We start from the raw sequence: 16,199 nt of genomic DNA on the forward strand, positions 1-16,199 counted from the left end.
GTGCGTAGCGGTGCCGTAGAGGATGGATGTAGGAGCCAGCTTGCTGGCGAAGCTCCTGAGCTGACCTTTCGCGAGCAAGCTCGCTCCTACACAAAGCCCCGAACCATCGCCGTGCGTAGCGGCGCCGCAGAGGATGGATGTAGGAGCCAGCTTGCTGGCGAAGCTCTTGAGCGGACCTTTCGCGAGCAAGCTCGCTCCTACGCTACGCAGTGATCACCGCACCGCTTCCCAGCATCTGAGCCACTTCCAGCTCACTGAAACCCATCGCTACCAGCAGCTCGCGGGAATGCTCGCCCTTGTCTGGTGCCGGGCGGTAGGGCTGCTGCGCGGCCTCGGCGCTGTTCACCGGGAAACCGGGGACCCGCAGCGCACCGTGCCTGGGATGTTCGATGGTCGCGAGCATGCCGTTGCTGACCAGTTGCGGGTGTTCCAGCAGGTCGCTGTAGTCGGCCACCCGGGCGCAGAGGATATCCGCCTCGCGCAGGCGTTCCAGCCAGTAGGCAGTGCTGCGGGTACGGAAGATTCCATTGAGCACGTCCTGCATCTCGGCCCTATGCACCACGCGCTGCGCGGAGGTGACGAAGCGCGGGTCGCTCGCCCATTGCGGATTACCGAGTACGGCGCACAGGCGCTCCCACCGGTTGCCGTTGTACGCCGCCACCATCAGCCAGCCATCTTCCGTCTGGAACGCTTCGTTGGGTGCGGAGTATGGCGCGGCACTGCCAATGGGCGTGGGCAGCTCGCCGTCGCGCAGGTAGCTGCTGATGGACGATTGCTGCAACGCGAGTGCCGAGTTCATCAGGCTCACGTCCAGGTGGCCGCCCTGCCCGTCCCGCTGACGGGCCTGTAGTTTCGCGAGAATCGCCATGCAGGCCATGTAGCCGGTCACCACATCCACCACCGGTGCCTGCACCTTGCAGGGCGGCGCGCCGGGCGTGCCGATCAGGCTCATCAGCCCGGAGTCCGCCTGGAGGATGCCATCCACCCCGGCGCGGCCCGCGTAAGGGCCGTCCTGGCCATAGGCGGATATGGAGCAGTAGACCAGCGCCGGATTGATCGTGCGTGCCACGTCGTAGCCCAGGCCAAGCCGGGCCATCACGCCGGGGCGCATGCTTTCGATCAGCACATCTGCTTCTTCCACCAGGCGCCGGGCCACGGCCAACCCCTGCGGGTTCTTCAGGTCCAGGCAGAGTCCCTGCTTGCCCCGGTTGAAGCCGTGGTAAAGGGCGCTGGAGTCACCGACCCAGGCCGGCCCGAGGGTGCGGCCTAGATCGCCTTCCGGCGGCTCGACCTTGATCACCCGCGCGCCCATGTCGGCCAGCAGCATGGTGCAAGTGGGGCCGGCGGCGATCTGGGTGAAGTCCAGCACCGTCAGGCCCTGCAAGGCGTTACGCAGCATGGCGGCGCTCTCCTTGCTTGAAGGTCCCCTGGCCGGTGGCCAGCAGCTCACCGTCCAGCGTTTCCAATGACGCCTCGGCGAAGTAGAGACTACGGCCGCTGCGATTGACCTTGCCCCGAGCGATGACGGTGCCAGAGCGTGCCGCCTTCAGGTAGGCGATATTCAGCATCACCGTCACGCCGTGAACTTCTTCCTCCTCCACGGACGCGTGCAGCCCGGCGTAGCCGCAGGCAGCATCCAGCAGCGTCGCGACCAAGCCGCCGTGCAGCATCCCCTGCCGGTTCAGATGACGCGTCTCGATAGGCATGCGGAACTCCGCGGCGCCGGGGGCCCAATGGACCAGTTCGACGCCAAGGCTCTGCAGGAATGGATTGCGCAATTGCATGGTGATCCTCCCCGGCGCCTAGCGCCCCTTGTACTGCGGCGGACGCTTCTCGGCGAAGGCCGCGCGGCCTTCCAGGCGGTCTTCGGTGTCGCGCAGAACGCCCCAGTAAAGTTCAGTCAGGCGCTGGGCGTCGGCATCGGACAAGTGCGCCGTCTGCCGCGCCAGCGATTGCAGGGCCTGGATCGCCAGCGGCGCCGCCACGGCAATCCGCTCACCCAGCTCCAGGGCGCGCTGCAGCAGAGCGTCAGGTGTTTGCACCAGTTCCGAGACCAGCCCGATGCCAAGTGCCCTGGTCGCATCAATGCGCTGGCCGGTCAGGGCCATCTGCATCGCATGGGCCTGGGGAACCGCCTTGAGCAGGCGATGCAGGCCGGACACTGCCGGTATGGAGCCCACCACGGCTTCCGGCAGGCCGAAGCTGGCGTTGCTGGAGGCGATGCGCAGGTCGCATTGCAGCGCCAGCTCCAGGCCTCCGCCGAGGCAATGCCCGTTGATGGCGGCGATCAGCGGCTTGCGCAAGTCGAGGTCGGAAAGGTCCATCAGGCGGACGTACAGCCCGTCGTCGGCCGCCAGTTCCTTGTCGAGGAACAGCGCCTCTGCGTAGGACGCGTGGGAGGCGCGGGTGCTCTTCAGATCGGCACCGACGCAAAAGGCACGATCCCCCCCGCCGGTGATGATCGCCGCGCAGATATCACGGTTGTCCCGGACCTCCACCAGGTGCCCACGAAGGGCACGCAGGGAGTCGATGTCCAGCGCGTTGAGGGACTCCGGGCGATCGAGGCGGATGACCGCGATCGCCCCCTGGGTTTCCATGTGTACAGGCATGATGACCTCCTCAGACGCTGGCCGACGACAGGCTGCGCCCACCGCAGACGTAGAGTGTCTGGCCGGTGACGTAGGAACTGGCCGGGTCAAGGAAGAACTCCACCGCGTTGGCGATGTCGTCCGGCGAGCCGATCCGCTTGACCGGCACAGTGTCCTTAAGGCGTGCCTGCACATCCGGTTCGAAGGCCTGGAACAGCGGCGTATCGACGATGCCGGGCGCGATGGTGTTGACGGTGATGCCCTTGGCCGCGAACTCGATGGCCAGGCTGCGAGTCAGGCTCACCACACCGCCCTTGGCGGCGGAGTAGTTGGCCTGGCCGAAACCGCCCAACCAGGCGCGCGAGGACAGGTTGACGATGCGTCCAAAACCCGCATCCAGCATCAACGGCAGGGCCGCCTTGCAGCAGAGGAACTGCGCGCGCAGGTTGGTATCCACCACCAGGTCCCAGTCGTCTTCGGTCATCTTCAGGAAGCGCTTGTCCCGCACCACGCCGGCGTTGTTCACGAGGAAGTCCAGGCGTCCGGATATTTCCCGCATCTTCGCGAAGGCACCCTCGACGTCGGCCCCCTGGGTGAGGTCCAGGGCGATGCCGTGGGCGTCGTACCCCTCCTCCTGCAGCCGCTGAACGGCGTCCAGCAGGGCCGCTGCATCGCGATCCAGCAGGTAGACCGTGACGCCCTGTAGCGCCAGGCGAGTGGTGATGCCCAGGCCAATGCCACGGGCGGCGCCAGTCACGGCCGCCACCTGGCCTTCATGGAAACGTTGTGCAGTCATTTCACACCCCCAGCACATGAACGGACGACGCGGCGTGGTCCACGCCGGCAATGCCACCACCGGTGCACTGGGCAACGCCGATGCGCGGGTTGTCGGCCTGACGGCCCGTGGCGCGGCCCTGCAATTGCCACATCAGCTCGACCATCTGCGCCACGCCGGTGGCACCCAGCGGATGCCCCTTGGCGAGCAAGCCGCCGCTGGGGTTCACCGGCACTCGCCCGCCGAGTGCGGTGGCTCCCGAATGCAACAACGCGACCGCTTCACCGTGAGGTGCGAGACCCAGGGCTTCGTAGTAGAGAAGTTCGGCAATGGTGAAGGCGTCGTGCAGCTCCACCACGCCCACGTCACGCGGATCGACGCCGGCCTGCTCGTAGGCCAGCCGCGCAGCGCGGGCGGTGATCTCCGCATCGAGGATGTCGTCACGGGCGCCTTCGCGCAGGCCGGACACGACGATGGAACCGAGCACGCGCACGTCCCGGGCGTGGGGGCCGGGCCTGTTGCCGAGCACCAGCGCAGCGGCGCCATCGACCTGGGACGGGCAGCACTGCAGCAGGGTCAGCGGGTCGGCGATCATGCGCGAACCCAGCACCTCTTCCAGGGTCACTTCGCTGCGCTGCTGGGCGTATTCGTTGAGGGAGCCGTGATGGCGGTTCTTCACCGCCACGCGGGCGAGGTCGGCCGGGTTTGCGCCGCGCTCGTGGATGAAGCGCGTGGCGCGCATGGCGTAGACCGCCGGCAGCACCATGCCGGCCTTGGCAAAGAGGTCGGTCTTCTCGTCGTTGCGCTGCAGCGGGATGGTGCCACCGCCCAACTGGGTCAGCTGTTCGATGCCAAATACCAGCACGCGCTCGTACTGCCCGGCCAGAATCGCATGGCGCGCCAGGTGCACCGCGGTGGCGCCGCTGGCGCAGGCGTTCTCGACGTTGTAGACGGGGATGCCGTCCAGGCCCAGGTCCCGCAGGATCACCTGGCCGAGGATCATGCCGCCGAGCACATTGGCACAGTAGATCGCCTGGATCTCCTTCAGCGCGAGTCCCGAATCAGCTACGGCAGCGAGTATCGCCTGCTGCGCCAGTTCCGGCGCCATCACACCCTGGTGACGGCCGAAGCGGGTCATGGCTCCGCCCATTACATGCATCTGGTTCATGGGCGGGTCTCCACGGATTCGAACTGATAGCCATAGGTCTGATTGGGCACCACGCGGTAGCTGGCGCCGATCACCGGACGCTCGCTGCCATTGATGCGGCCGAACAGTCGAACCGGACCTTCGAGGTCCAGGTAGCCCAGGGCGAAGGGCACCAGGCCGCTCTTGGGGGCCGGATGGATGATGGTGAAGCTGTACAGCTCACCCTCGCCGGCCAGCGTCTCGGTGCGGTACTGGTCGGCCAGCGGCGAATGCGCGGGCAGCGCCGGGAAAACCAGTTCGCCCGTGGCAATGTGGCGGGAGCCAAGCAGGCGCGAGGGGCTGGCGTCTCCCCATAGGGATGGCAGTGGGTTCATGTCGACCTCCTGTTGTTTTCAGCCGCGTGAACGGCTCTGGACTGAGGCTATGGTCGACATCGGGTGGGAGCCCGACAAACGATATAAAGACCGCGGCTGGTTGAGTTTTTTGCAAGCGTAAGCCGTGCTGCGCCCCGCCGGGAAAGCACGCACCAGCAGTAGCAGGGGAGGTTCGGAAATGCACAAGCAGCCCCTCTCCGCGCTGGGAGAGGGGCTGATGAAGGGCTCGTCAGGCTTGCTTGAGCTGCGCTGGATCGATGGGCAGACTGCGCAGGCGCTTGCCGGTGGCGGCGAAGATGGCATTGACCACCGCCGGGGCGATCACCACGGTGGACACCTCGCCCAGGCCGCCCGGCGATTCGCCGCTGTTGATGATGTGGGTCTCGATGGGCGGCACCTCGTTGAGGCGCAGCAGGCGGTAGCTGTCGAAGTTGGCCTGCTCTACGCGTCCATCCTTGAACGTGATGTTGCCGAACAACACCGCCGTCAGCCCGAAGATCGTGCCGCCCTGCATCTGCGCGACCACTGTGTCCGGGTTGATGGGAATGCCGCAATCCACCACGCAGATGACCTTGTTCACTTTCACCATGCCGCCGGCATCCACGCTCACTTCCGCGACCTGCGCGGCATAGGTGCCGAAGCAGTAGGTCAGCGCGACACCACGGCCCTGGCCGGCCGGTAGCGGTGTATCCCAGGCGGATTTCTCCCGCAGGGTTTCCAGCACCTTCACGGCACGTGGGTGTTTCTCCAGCAACGGGTAGCGGTAGGTGAAGGGATCGACCTTGTTCATGACGGCCAGTTCGTCGAGGAAGCCTTCCACCATGAAGCCGTTCTGGGTGTGGCCCACGCCGCGCCAGAACGCCGGGGTAATGCCCTTGGGCGGTTCGTGGCGCACGTAGTGCACGGCGAGATTGGGAAAACCGTAAGGTCCGCAGGCATCGCGCACAGCGTCGCCGTCGACCCCGTTCTTGAATCGGTCCGGCGCCCAGCGCGCGATGATGGACCCGCCGGTGACCTTGTGGGTCCAGGCAATGGGCCTGCCCTGCTCGTCCAGGCCGGCAGCCAGGTGGTTGTAATGAAATGGGCGAAGCGAGCTGTGGCGGGTGTCTTCCTCACGGGAGTAGATGACCTTCACCGGGTAATCCACCTGCTTGGCGACTTCCACGGCATGCCCAACGAAGTCTGTTTCCAGCCGACGCCCGAAACCGCCGCCCAGCAGCTGGTTGTGCACGACCACCTTGTCTTCGGGCAGGCCGGTGAGCTGGGCAGCGAGCGCCTTGGCCCGCGCCGGCACCTGGATGCCGACCCAGAGGTCGCAGCCGTCCTTGCGCACATGGGCGGTGCAGTTGACCGGTTCCATACAGGCATGGGCGAGGAACGGCACCTGGTAAACCACCTCGACCTTCTTCGCCGCCTTGGCCATGGCGGCCGGCACGTCCCCTTCGACGCGCGCCTGGACACCTTCCGCCTTGGACGCTTCGGCGATGTTCTCCAGCAGAGTGGCACTGGAGACCTTGCCGTTGTCGCCCTCGTTCCACTTGATCGAGAGCGCCGCCAGGCCCTTGCGTGCCGCCCCCATGTGGTCGGCGATCACCGCCACCGCATCCTGGGTACGCACGACCTTGTGCACGCCCTTGACCGCTAGGGCCGGGGCGTCGTCCACCTCGGCCAGGGTGCCGCCGATGATCGGGCAGATGGTGATCGCGGCAACCTTCATCCCCTCGGGACGGGCATCGATGCCGAACATCGCCTTGCCCGTGACCTTGGCGGGACCGTCAGTGCGCTTGGCCGGCGTGCCGATCAATTTGAACTGGGCCGGGTCCTTGAGTGGCACCTCAGCCGGAACCGGCAACTGCGCGGCGACATCCACCAGTTCGCCGTAACCGAGCTTGCGACCGCTTTCGGCATGCACGACAGCACCGTTCTCGGCCTTGCAGCTTTCCACCGGCACCGACCATTGCTGCGCCGCGGCCGTCACCAGCAGCGTACGCGCGGTGGCACCGGCCTGGCGCAGGGGCGTCCAGTTGGCCGGTACCGAGGTGGAGCCGCCGGTGACCTGGAAGCCCAGCATGGGATTGGCGTAGCGCTTGTCGTCGGCCGGGGCATGTTCGATCACCACCTGTTCGAGCGGCACCTCCAGCTCCTCGGCGATCAGCGCCGGCATCGAGGTATAGGTGCCCTGCCCCATTTCTACCGGCTGGATGATGAAGGTCACCTTGCCGCTGCGGTCGATGCGGATGTAGGCATTGGGACTGAAGTCGCCTTCGGCGGCCCCGGCAGCGCCCATCAAACCCGGCAAGGTGAAGCTGATCAGCAGGCCGCCGCCTGCGGCAGCGCTGGCCTTGAGAAAGCCCCGGCGGCTGAGGCCAGGCAGGAAGAGGTCGTTCATGCTGCGTCCTCCCCTTTGGCAGGTTGTGCCTGGGCGGCAACCTTGATGGCTTCGCGGATACGCAGATAGGTGCCGCAGCGGCAGATGTTCCCGGACATCGCGCCATCAATCTCCACATCACCGGGGTTGGAATTGGTCGCCAGCAGCGCCGTGGCCGACATGATCTGTCCCGACTGGCAGTAGCCGCACTGGACCACTTCCTTCGCCAGCCAGGCCTCCTGCACGCGCTTGCCGACATCGGTTGCGCCGACGCCTTCGATGGTGGTGATCTCCGCACCGACCATGCTGCTGACCGGCATCACGCAGGAGCGTACCGCCGCACCGTTCATGTGCACGGTGCAGGCTCCGCACAGGGCCATGCCGCAGCCGAACTTGGTACCGGTCATGCCCAGCACGTCACGCAGCACCCAGAGCAGCGGCGTGTCGGGGTCGACATCGACACTGTGCTCAGTGCCATTGATCTTCAGGGTGAGGGCCATGTTGCCTCCCGTTGGTGTTCATCAGGACAGTGCCCGTCTGCGCGGGCGTGCACGGTTCGCCAGGGCGGTACGGCGGCCCCGGATGCAAAGGCAGGGAAAGGAATGGATCAGGGCGCGCCGGAATGGGCTTCGGGTAGCGTGCCTGGGAATTCGAATGTCATCCGGCCAACAAGCGGAACCTGAAGCATGGTTGCCTCCGTGGGCAGGCCGTTCCATCAGGGCTGGGCTGCTGGCGACTCCGAGACGCCAGCGGGAATGATTCGAGGATGCTAGGAGTCCTGGCAGGAACTGCCAATTGATTTAAACGCCTTACTCGACTGAGTTTTTTTCAAGCCGTTTCGGCAGCCGCCGCCTCTCGCGGTATCCTGTTGCGCCCTTTTGTACAGGCCCATCGTCCAGATGTCCGCAGTCCCGAACCCGGAAAACCTCCCCGCCGTCCTCGCCGGCCCCATGCTGCGCCGTATCGAAGCGCGCCGCCTGGTGTTCTGGCTGGTCGGCTCGCGCCGGTTGTCGCCGGTGCTGCGGTTGTCCGTGGAGGGTGGTGTCGAGTATCCGCTGGGCGACGACAGCTGCCGGGTGATTCCTTTTGGCCGGCACGCGTTCCTGCATCTGATCGACCTGCGACTGGAAACCTCCCTGCCCCTCGATCAGCAGATCGACTACGACCTGTTGATCGACGGCGAGGGCATTGGCCAGTGGGCGCCGCATCTGGTGCATGAGCACGCAACGCAGCCGAGCTTCGTCCTGCGCTCGCGCATCGACCAGTTGCTCCACGGCTCCTGCCGCAAGCCACACTTTCCGGCCAACGACGGCCTGCTCTGTGCCGACCGTCTGCTGGCTGCCGATCCAGCGCCCGAGCAACGCCCGGCCTTGCTGATGCTCAGCGGCGACCAGGTCTACACCGATGATGTGGCCGGCCCGATGCTGCGCGCCATTCACCAGTTGATCGCGCGGCTCGGCCTCTTCGACGAGCGGCTGGAGGGGGCGATCGTCAGCGACAGCGCGGCGCTGTACGGCCATGCCGCCTGCTACTACCACCGGGCGGATCTGCTCCCCGCGCTGGAAAGCAACGAGACCCTGCGCGAGCGTTTCTTTGGCGGCGCCCGCAAACCCATCTTCACCAGCGCCAATGCGGAGAACCATCTGGTGACGCTGGCCGAGGTGCTGGCCATGTACCTGCTGGTCTGGTCGCCGGTGCCCTGGACGCTGGTGGCGCCGCAAATGCCAGCACTGGAACCGAAGGAAGCCGAGCGCTACCGCCTGGAAGAAACGCGCCTGCAGGGCTTTCGCGAGGGACTGCCGGGGGCGGCGCGGGTGTTCGCCCACCTGCCGACGCTGATGATCTTCGACGACCATGACATCACCGACGATTGGAACCTCTCCGCGCAGTGGGAACTGACTGCCTATGACCATCCGTTCTCCAAACGCATCATCGGCAACGCGCTGGTCGCCTACATGCTCTGCCAGGGCTGGGGCAACGATCCCGCGGCGTTCAGCGAAGTCCTGGACAAGGCCGAAGCGCTGACTGCCACCGCCGCCGCCGACAACCATCTCGACAGCGCGGTTCTGGACGGGTTGATCGACCGTATGATCACCTTCAATCACTGGCAATACGTGCTCCCCACCACGCCAGCGATGGTCGTGCTGGATACCCGGACCCGCCGCTGGCGTAGCGAGATCGACCTCTCCCGGCCATCTGGCCTGCTGGATTGGGAAGCCCTGAGCGAACTGCAACAGGAGCTGCTGGATCATCCGTCAGCGATCATCGTTTCCCCGGCGCCGGTCTTCGGGGTCAAGCTGATCGAGACCGTCCAGCGGGTCTTCAGCGCCTTCGGCCAGCCGCTGCTGGTGGACGCGGAGAACTGGATGGCCCACCGGGGGGCGGCCCAGGTGATCCTGAACATCTTCCGCCACTCGCGCACGCCAGGCTCCTACGTGATCCTCTCCGGCGACGTGCATTACTCCTTCGTCTATGAAGTGCTGATCCGTCATCGCCAGGGCGGCCCGAAGATCTGGCAGATCACCAGCAGCGGCATCAAGAACGAGTTCCCACGGCGCCTGCTCGATGTGTTCGACCGCCTCAACCGCTGGCTCTACTCGCCGCGTTCGCCGTTGAACTGGTTCACCAAGCGGCGACCGATGAAGGTGATGCCGCGCACGCCGGCACACAGCAAGGCCGGTGAACGGTTGTGGAACTCCGCCGGGCTCGGGCAGGTGTTCTTCGATGCCGAAGGACGCCCAGCGCGCATCTTCCAGCTCAACGCCAATGGCGCCGAACCCACCGAGTTCCTCGAGGAACGAGACGACCAACCGGACGGACTTCCGGTGGCGCGGCGGGTATGATGCCGGCCCGGAATTCCTGACGGTCAGCTTCCATGAGTAACACTCTTCCCTTCGGCACCGGCGATGCCTCCTACCAGGCCGCTGGCGGCATAGACGGCCTGCGACGGCTGGTGGACGATTTCTACCGGCTGATGGACGAACTGCCGGAAGCCGCCGACCTGCGCCGCCTGCACCCGGACAGCCTGGAGCAATCCCGCGACAAGCTGGCCTGCTTCCTCAGCGGCTGGCTGGGCGGCCCGAAGCTGTTCAGCGAGAAGTACGGCTCCATCTCCATTCCCTCCTTCCACGCCCAGTGGCCTGTCGACGAATCCCTCAGCAGCGCCTGGCTGGGCTGCATGGAGCGCGCCATTGCCCAGCAGCCCTTCTCCCCTGAGTTTGCCGAGTACCTGCTGTCACAGCTGAAAGTGCCGGCCCACCGGGTGGTGCAGGCGAGCCGCGCCAGGCACGGGTAAGCGGCAAAATCCTGTGGGGGCGATTTCAATCGCTGTGCGGACCGTAGGTTCGCCCTGCGGCCCTGCATGGGGCAGCTGCGCAGCCCTTCGCGAATGAATTCGCTCCCACAAGATCTGCCTCCTGACGTCTTTGACGGCTCCCCGACCATCCCTGTAGGGGCGAATTCATTCGCCAAAGGGCGACGCAGTCGCCCCCACAAAAAGCTGCTTCCTGAAGTCTTTGACGGGTGACCAGCTGCGTCCATATAGTAAGCAACGCTTATTATATGGACACCACATCATGCCCCGCCTCGAAGAGAGCATCGGCTTCCTCCTCACCGATGCTTCCCGCCTGATGCGCCGCTCCTTTGAGCAACGCATCACCGGCAGCAGCCTCACGCTCGCCCAGGCCCGTGCGCTGGCACATGTCGCGCGTAACGAAGGTTGCCGCCAGGTCGAGCTGGCCGACCAGCTGGAGGTGAAGCCCATCACCCTCGCCCGCTTGCTGGATCAACTGGAGCAAGCCGAGCTGGTGGAGCGCCGCCCCGATCCTGATGACCGCCGCGCCTATCGGCTCTACTTGCGCCCCCAGGCCGACCAAGCGCTGGACGACATCCGCACCGCCGGCGCCGCCATGCTCGCCGTGGCACTGCAAGGCTTCAGCGAGGCTGAAGCGGACGCGCTCGCCAGTGCCCTTCGCAAGATGCGCAGCAACCTTTCATCCCGTTGATTCCAAAAGGAAGCGCAACGCCATGAACACCCACACGGTCATCGTTCCGGAACAGGACGCAGCGACTGCCAGCAATCCCCGCAGCAAACGCCTGCTGCTGATGGGCGTCGTTCCCCTTCTTGCCGTGGGCCTTGGACTGGCCGCCTATCTCCATGGCGGTCGTTTTGTCGAGACGGACAACGCCTACGCCAAGGCTGACAAAGTGCCGATCAGTGCCGATGTGTCCGGCACCATCACCGAGGTGCTGACTCGCGAGAACGATCGGGTGGACGCCGGGCAGGTGCTGTTCCGTATCGACCCGGCGAGCTTCCGCATCGCCATTGCCAGGGCCGAAGCGCGATTGGCCCAGGTACGCACCGACCTCGCCGCCCTGAAAGCCAGCTACCAGGAAAAATCTTCCGAGCTGGCCCTGGCCCGCACCCGGCACGCTTATGCCGAGAAGGACCTGCAGCGCCAGGCCAACCTTGCGCAGAAGGGCTACCTCTCACCGGCCAGGCTCGATGAGTCGCGCCAGGCCACCCAGATCGCCGAACAGGAAATCGACGCCCGCGAGCACGACCTCAAGCGCATCGCCGAGAACCTCGGCGGCAGCCCGAATGTGCCGGTGGAGCAACACCCGACCTACCTCAGCGCCCAGGCCGAGCTGGAGCAGGCGCGCCTCGACCTGCAACGCTCCGAAGTCCGCGCGTCGCTGCCCGGCAGCATCAGCAAGGTGCCGCAGCCCGGCCAGTACATCAGCGCTGGCAATACCGCGATGACCCTGGTGGTGGACGACAACCTCTGGGTGGAAGCCAACTTCCCGGAGAAGGACCTGACCTATGTACGGCCCGGTCAGGCGGTAGACGTGCGCTTCGACATCTACCCGGACAACCTCTGGCACGGTGAAGTGGAAAGCCTGAGCCCGGCCACCGGTTCCGAGTTCTCGGTGCTGCCGGCGCAGAACGCCACCGGTAACTGGGTGAAAGTGGCGCAGCGGGTGCCGGTGCGCATCCACCTGCAACCCGACGCCAAGCTACCTCCGCTGCGCGCCGGTCTGAGCGCGGTCGTGGAAATCGATACCGGCCACCGCCGCAGCCTCGCCAGCCTGCTGCCCTGATCGCCATGAACACGAAAGCCGCCCGGAGCGCCGGCAACCATCGCTGGCTGATCACGCTGTCGGTGATGCTCGCCACCATCATGCAGGCGCTGGACACCACCATCGCCAACGTCGCCCTGCCTCACATGCAGGGGAGCATGGGCACCACCCAGGACCAGATCAGCTGGGTGCTGACGTCCTATATAGTCGCCGCCGCCATCTGCATGCCGCTGACCGGATTCATCGCCGCGCGCTTTGGCCGCAAGCGGCTGTTCATGTGGTCCATCGTCGGCTTCACCATCGCCTCGATGCTCTGTGGCGCGGCGCAGAGCCTGGAGCAGATCGTCCTGTTCCGCCTGCTCCAGGGCGTGTTCGGCGCCAGCCTGGTGCCACTGTCCCAGGCGGTCCTGCTGGATACCTACCCGACTGAGCAGCATGGTTCGGCCATGGCCATCTGGGGCGTGGGGGTGATGGTCGGCCCGATCCTCGGCCCCAGCCTCGGTGGCTGGCTCACCGAGTACTACGACTGGCGCTGGGTGTTCTACATCAACCTGCCCTTCGGCCTACTGGCCTGGTTCGGCCTGACCGCCTTCCTCAAGGAAACCCCCATCGAACGGGAACGCCGCTTCGACCTGCTCGGCTTCGCGCTACTCGCCCTGGCCATTGGCGCCCTGCAACTGATGCTGGACCGGGGTGAATCCCAGGACTGGTTCCACAGCCCCGAAATACTCGTCGAGGCGGTGCTGGCGGGGCTTGGTCTGTATCTGTTCATCGTCCACGTGCTGACCCATCGCGAACCCTTCATCGACCCGGCCATGTTCCGCGACCGCAACCTCAGCATCGGCCTGATGTTCATCTTCATCGTCGGCATCATGCTGTTCGCCACCATGACCCTGCTGCCGCCATTCATGCAGAACCTGATGGGCTACCCGGTGCTGGATGTGGGCAACCTGATCGCGCCGCGCGGCCTGGGCACCATGGCAGCAATGATGCTGGTGGGCCGCTTGATCAACCGTTTCGACCCACGGGGAATGATCGGGCTGGGCCTGGTGCTCACTGCCTTTTCGTTGTGGGAAATGACCCAGTTCACCGATCAAGTCAGCAGCTTCGCCATTGTCCGCAGCGGCATGGTCCAGGGCTTCGGACTGGGGCTGATCTTCGTGCCGCTGTCGACCCTGACCTTCTCCACCCTGGCGCCGCGCTACCGCAACGAGGGCACCGCGCTGTTCAGCCTGATGCGTAACGTTGGCAGCGGGATCGGCATTTCCCTGGTGATCAGCTACCTGGCCCAGCGCACACAGATCAACCACGCCACCTTCAGTGACTACATGACGCCTTTCAACCAGGCCCTGATCCAGGCGACCGAACGTGGCGCAGTCGACCTGTCCAGCCCGGCGGGATTGGTGGCGTTGAACCTGGACGTGACGCGCCAGGCGACCATCCTCGCGTACCTGCAGGACTTCCGCCTGATGATGTTCGTCACCCTCGCCTCCCTGCCGTTGCTGCTGTTCCTGCACAAGCCGCCGAAAACATCCGGCGCGCCGCAGACCCACGCGGTGATGGACTGAGCTAGCCAGCCGCCACGCCCCTGGCCCGGCTTCGTCGCCAGGCGGCCGGCGGCGCACCGAACTCGCGGCGGAAGGCACGACTGAAGGCCGTGTCGGTCTGGTAGCCGACGTCCTCGGCGATACGCGCCAGTGGGGCATTGCTGCGGCTGAGCAGGTTGGCGGCCAGGAGCATGCGCCACTGGGTGAGGTACTGCATGGGCGAGCTGCCCACCAGAAGCTGGAAGCGTTCCGCGAGTACCGATCGCGAGGTGCCTGCAGTGCGCGCCAGCTCCTCCAGGGTCCAGGCCTGGGCCGGGCATTTGTGCAGGGCCGTCAGCGCCGAACCGACTATCCGGTCCCCCAGCCCCGCCAGCCAGCCAGTACGCCCATCGGCCTGCTCGTTCATGTACAGGCGCAGCACTTCGATGAACAGCACTTCCGCCAGCTTGGCCAACACGCCCTCGCCACCCGGTCGCGGTGACTTCGCTTCCGTGAGTGCATAGCGCACGGACGCTTCCAGCCAGGGACCGGCACTCGAACCCCGTACGTTTACCCGAACCAGGGGAGGCAAACCGGCCAGGAGTATGTCCGCCAATCGCGCATCGCAGGCCAGGTAGCCACAGACCAGGCGCGTGATCGCCCCACCGCCGCCATACGCCAGTTGCCGGGGTCGGCGCGCCAGCACTTGGTCCAGCCGCCCGCCCTTGGCCGGCGGCAAGCCGGGCTGGGAGGTCATGCGATGGGCGTCACCCTGGGGAAACAGCACCGCGTCACCGGCCGACAGACGCACGGGCTCCTGCCGGCCGATTTCGACGAAGCACTCGCCTTCGGTGATCAGGTGGAAGATCACCACGCGCTCGGCGCCCGGTTCCAGCAGCGGCGCCACCGTATCGGCGCGGGGTGACTGGTAGCACCAGGGGGCGCTGAAGCGTGCGTTGATGAAGATGGCGCCGACCAGGTGGACGACGCGCAGGGTTTCCGACAGTGCATCCATCAGCCCGAACCTCCAGCGCAATTCTGAAATTCTGGTCGGTCGCGGGAACAGGCAGCGTTTCGTCGGATAAGTGGCGCTGCGCGGACGATCAAGCAACCCTTGCCGACGCTCGGACAGGACGGTGCCCCTTTTGAGGCGGATAGTTTTGCCCAGCACGTCCTTGCTGCCCGTTGTACCCAAGGCGTGTCGGCAACACCCAAAAAGCCAAGAAACCAGAGGTCCCCATGCCCAAGTTCCTCATTGAAAGAGAGATACCGGAAGCTGGAAAACTCACGGAACGAGACCTCAAAGCCATCTCGCAGAAGTCCTGCCGGGTACTCAAGGAAATCGGACCAGAGGTGCAGTGGGTCCAGAGCTACGTCACCGACGACAAGCTGTACTGCGTCTACATCGCCAACGACGAGGAGCTGATCCGCGAACACGCCCAGCGTGGCGGATTCCCCGTCAGCCGCATTTCCCGCATCAGCTCGACCATCGATCCGACCACAGCAGAATGAGCCCCGAAATGACTTCCGCAATTGACCTGAATGCACTGAAAAGCAAACAAATGGCCTCCTGGGCCAGCGGCGACTACGCCGTCATCGGAACCACCCTGCAGTTGGTCGGCGAACTGCTCGCCGAAGCCTGCGACCTGCGCCATGGCGAGTCCGTGCTGGACGTCGCGGCTGGCAATGGCAACGCCACCCTGGCCGCCGCGCGTCGAGGCGGACGGGTGACCTCGACCGACTATGTAGCGGCGCTGCTGGAACGTGGCCAGGAACGCGCCCGCGCCGAGCGTCTGGAGGTGAACTTCCAGACGGCTGACGCCGAGAACCTGCCCTTCCCTGACGCCAGCTTCGACGTGGTGCTGTCGACCTTCGGCGTGATGTTCACTCCCGACCAGGTCAAGGCCGCCTCCGAGCTGGCCAGGGTCTGCCGACCCGGTGGGCGCATCGGCCTAGCCAACTGGACCCCGGATGGCTTCATCGGCCAGGTGTTCAAGACCCTCGGCCGCCACCTGCCCCCGCCACCCGGCGTGCAGCCTCCTTCGCTCTGGGGCGTGGAGAGCCACCTGCGCGAACTGTTCGACGACAGCGCCCGCGAGATTTCGGTGGCGCGGCGACTGCACAACTTCCGCTACCAGTCGGCAGCCCACTTCCTGGAAGTCTTCCGTACCTGGTACGGCCCGGTGCACAAGGCATTCGCCGCCCTCCCCGAGGACGGCGCCGTCGTCCTGGAACGTGACCTGATGGAGCTGCTCGAACGCTACAACCGTGCCGGCCCAGAGTCGCTGATCGTGCCCAGCGAATACGTGGAGGTGGTGATCACCCGTCGTTGAGGTGAAGGT

General features: G+C 65.7%; 16 protein-coding genes. 7 read left to right on the forward strand and 9 right to left on the reverse strand.

Annotated elements, in window-relative coordinates:
- Positions 1-202: 202 nt before the first annotated feature.
- The 8 genes from DM872_RS07425 to DM872_RS07460 all read right to left on the reverse strand — a co-directional run bounded on the left by DM872_RS07425 (position 203) and on the right by DM872_RS07460 (position 7,752).
- Positions 203-1,399, reverse strand: coding sequence for a CaiB/BaiF CoA transferase family protein (locus tag DM872_RS07425; protein WP_179058857.1), 1,197 nt, complete (start codon positions 1,397-1,399; stop codon positions 203-205).
- Positions 1,389-1,784, reverse strand: coding sequence for a PaaI family thioesterase (locus tag DM872_RS07430; RefSeq protein WP_179058858.1), 396 nt, complete (start codon positions 1,782-1,784; stop codon positions 1,389-1,391). The genes DM872_RS07425 and DM872_RS07430 overlap by 11 nt, the downstream gene beginning before the upstream one ends.
- Before the next feature lie 18 nt (positions 1,785-1,802).
- A complete protein-coding gene (locus DM872_RS07435; RefSeq protein WP_179058859.1) occupies positions 1,803-2,609 on the reverse strand; it encodes an enoyl-CoA hydratase/isomerase family protein in 807 nt (268 codons plus the stop codon).
- 10 nt (positions 2,610-2,619) lie between these two features.
- Positions 2,620-3,384 (reverse strand): SDR family NAD(P)-dependent oxidoreductase, encoded by a 765-nt coding sequence (locus DM872_RS07440; RefSeq protein ID WP_179058860.1) that lies wholly within the window; start codon positions 3,382-3,384, stop codon positions 2,620-2,622.
- Position 3,385: 1 nt separating this feature from the next.
- A complete protein-coding gene (locus DM872_RS07445) occupies positions 3,386-4,531 on the reverse strand; it encodes a thiolase family protein (RefSeq protein WP_179058861.1) in 1,146 nt (381 codons plus the stop codon).
- Positions 4,528-4,884 carry a Zn-ribbon domain-containing OB-fold protein gene (locus tag DM872_RS07450; RefSeq protein WP_179058862.1) on the reverse strand — a complete coding sequence of 119 codons (357 nt, stop codon included), beginning with the start codon at positions 4,882-4,884 and terminating at the stop codon, positions 4,528-4,530. The genes DM872_RS07445 and DM872_RS07450 overlap by 4 nt, the downstream gene beginning before the upstream one ends.
- Before the next feature lie 229 nt (positions 4,885-5,113).
- Positions 5,114-7,273, reverse strand: a complete 2,160-nt coding sequence (locus DM872_RS07455) for a xanthine dehydrogenase family protein molybdopterin-binding subunit (RefSeq protein WP_179058863.1) — start codon at positions 7,271-7,273, stop codon at positions 5,114-5,116.
- A complete protein-coding gene (locus DM872_RS07460) occupies positions 7,270-7,752 on the reverse strand; it encodes a (2Fe-2S)-binding protein (protein ID WP_179058864.1) in 483 nt (160 codons plus the stop codon). The genes DM872_RS07455 and DM872_RS07460 overlap by 4 nt, the downstream gene beginning before the upstream one ends.
- A gap of 399 nt (positions 7,753-8,151) precedes the next feature.
- Between DM872_RS07460 and DM872_RS07465 the strand changes: the two genes are divergently transcribed.
- The 5 genes from DM872_RS07465 (at position 8,152) to DM872_RS07485 (ending at position 13,899) form a co-directional block, all read left to right on the forward strand.
- Positions 8,152-10,095, forward strand: coding sequence for an alkaline phosphatase D family protein (locus DM872_RS07465; protein ID WP_179058865.1), 1,944 nt, complete (start codon positions 8,152-8,154; stop codon positions 10,093-10,095).
- Positions 10,096-10,127: 32 nt separating this feature from the next.
- Positions 10,128-10,547, forward strand: coding sequence for a group II truncated hemoglobin (locus DM872_RS07470; protein WP_179058866.1), 420 nt, complete (start codon positions 10,128-10,130; stop codon positions 10,545-10,547).
- A 280-nt stretch (positions 10,548-10,827) separates the two neighbouring features.
- A complete protein-coding gene (locus DM872_RS07475; protein WP_179058867.1) occupies positions 10,828-11,256 on the forward strand; it encodes a MarR family winged helix-turn-helix transcriptional regulator in 429 nt (142 codons plus the stop codon).
- A gap of 22 nt (positions 11,257-11,278) precedes the next feature.
- Complete coding sequence (locus tag DM872_RS07480) at positions 11,279-12,352, forward strand: HlyD family secretion protein (protein ID WP_179058868.1); 1,074 nt, start codon at positions 11,279-11,281, stop codon at positions 12,350-12,352.
- 5 nt (positions 12,353-12,357) lie between these two features.
- A complete protein-coding gene (locus DM872_RS07485) occupies positions 12,358-13,899 on the forward strand; it encodes a DHA2 family efflux MFS transporter permease subunit (RefSeq protein ID WP_179058869.1) in 1,542 nt (513 codons plus the stop codon).
- A gap of 1 nt (position 13,900) precedes the next feature.
- On the opposite strand, the gene DM872_RS07490 is transcribed toward DM872_RS07485, so the two are convergent.
- Positions 13,901-14,872, reverse strand: coding sequence for an AraC family transcriptional regulator (locus tag DM872_RS07490; protein WP_179058870.1), 972 nt, complete (start codon positions 14,870-14,872; stop codon positions 13,901-13,903).
- Between the two features lie 224 nt (positions 14,873-15,096).
- On the opposite strand from DM872_RS07490, the gene DM872_RS07495 reads away from it, so the two are divergent.
- Entirely contained in the window at positions 15,097-15,369 is a 273-nt protein-coding gene (locus DM872_RS07495) for a DUF4242 domain-containing protein (RefSeq protein WP_179058871.1), read from the forward strand.
- An 8-nt stretch (positions 15,370-15,377) separates the two neighbouring features.
- Positions 15,378-16,190: a class I SAM-dependent methyltransferase gene (locus DM872_RS07500; protein WP_179058872.1), complete on the forward strand. Its 813-nt coding sequence runs from the start codon at positions 15,378-15,380 to the stop codon at positions 16,188-16,190.
- Positions 16,191-16,199: the final 9 nt, after the last annotated feature.

It is taken from the genome of Pseudomonas taiwanensis (assembly GCF_013393345.1).
Classification (GTDB): domain Bacteria; phylum Pseudomonadota; class Gammaproteobacteria; order Pseudomonadales; family Pseudomonadaceae; genus Metapseudomonas; species Metapseudomonas resinovorans_C.

What these genes read in the sequence shown, in the direction of transcription:
- DM872_RS07425 (WP_179058857.1), bottom strand. Translation starts at nt 1,399, where the DNA reads ATGCTGCGTAACGCCTTGCAGGGCCTGACGGTGCTGGACTTCACCCAG.
- DM872_RS07430 (WP_179058858.1), bottom strand. Translation starts at nt 1,784, where the DNA reads ATGCAATTGCGCAATCCATTCCTGCAGAGCCTTGGCGTCGAACTGGTC.
- DM872_RS07435 (WP_179058859.1), bottom strand. Translation starts at nt 2,609, where the DNA reads ATGCCTGTACACATGGAAACCCAGGGGGCGATCGCGGTCATCCGCCTC.
- DM872_RS07440 (WP_179058860.1), bottom strand. Translation starts at nt 3,384, where the DNA reads ATGACTGCACAACGTTTCCATGAAGGCCAGGTGGCGGCCGTGACTGGC.
- DM872_RS07445 (WP_179058861.1), bottom strand. Translation starts at nt 4,531, where the DNA reads ATGAACCAGATGCATGTAATGGGCGGAGCCATGACCCGCTTCGGCCGT.
- DM872_RS07450 (WP_179058862.1), bottom strand. Translation starts at nt 4,884, where the DNA reads ATGAACCCACTGCCATCCCTATGGGGAGACGCCAGCCCCTCGCGCCTG.
- DM872_RS07455 (WP_179058863.1), bottom strand. Translation starts at nt 7,273, where the DNA reads ATGAACGACCTCTTCCTGCCTGGCCTCAGCCGCCGGGGCTTTCTCAAG.
- DM872_RS07460 (WP_179058864.1), bottom strand. Translation starts at nt 7,752, where the DNA reads ATGGCCCTCACCCTGAAGATCAATGGCACTGAGCACAGTGTCGATGTC.
- DM872_RS07465 (WP_179058865.1), top strand. Translation starts at nt 8,152, where the DNA reads ATGTCCGCAGTCCCGAACCCGGAAAACCTCCCCGCCGTCCTCGCCGGC.
- DM872_RS07470 (WP_179058866.1), top strand. Translation starts at nt 10,128, where the DNA reads ATGAGTAACACTCTTCCCTTCGGCACCGGCGATGCCTCCTACCAGGCC.
- DM872_RS07475 (WP_179058867.1), top strand. Translation starts at nt 10,828, where the DNA reads ATGCCCCGCCTCGAAGAGAGCATCGGCTTCCTCCTCACCGATGCTTCC.
- DM872_RS07480 (WP_179058868.1), top strand. Translation starts at nt 11,279, where the DNA reads ATGAACACCCACACGGTCATCGTTCCGGAACAGGACGCAGCGACTGCC.
- DM872_RS07485 (WP_179058869.1), top strand. Translation starts at nt 12,358, where the DNA reads ATGAACACGAAAGCCGCCCGGAGCGCCGGCAACCATCGCTGGCTGATC.
- DM872_RS07490 (WP_179058870.1), bottom strand. Translation starts at nt 14,872, where the DNA reads ATGGATGCACTGTCGGAAACCCTGCGCGTCGTCCACCTGGTCGGCGCC.
- DM872_RS07495 (WP_179058871.1), top strand. Translation starts at nt 15,097, where the DNA reads ATGCCCAAGTTCCTCATTGAAAGAGAGATACCGGAAGCTGGAAAACTC.
- DM872_RS07500 (WP_179058872.1), top strand. Translation starts at nt 15,378, where the DNA reads ATGACTTCCGCAATTGACCTGAATGCACTGAAAAGCAAACAAATGGCC.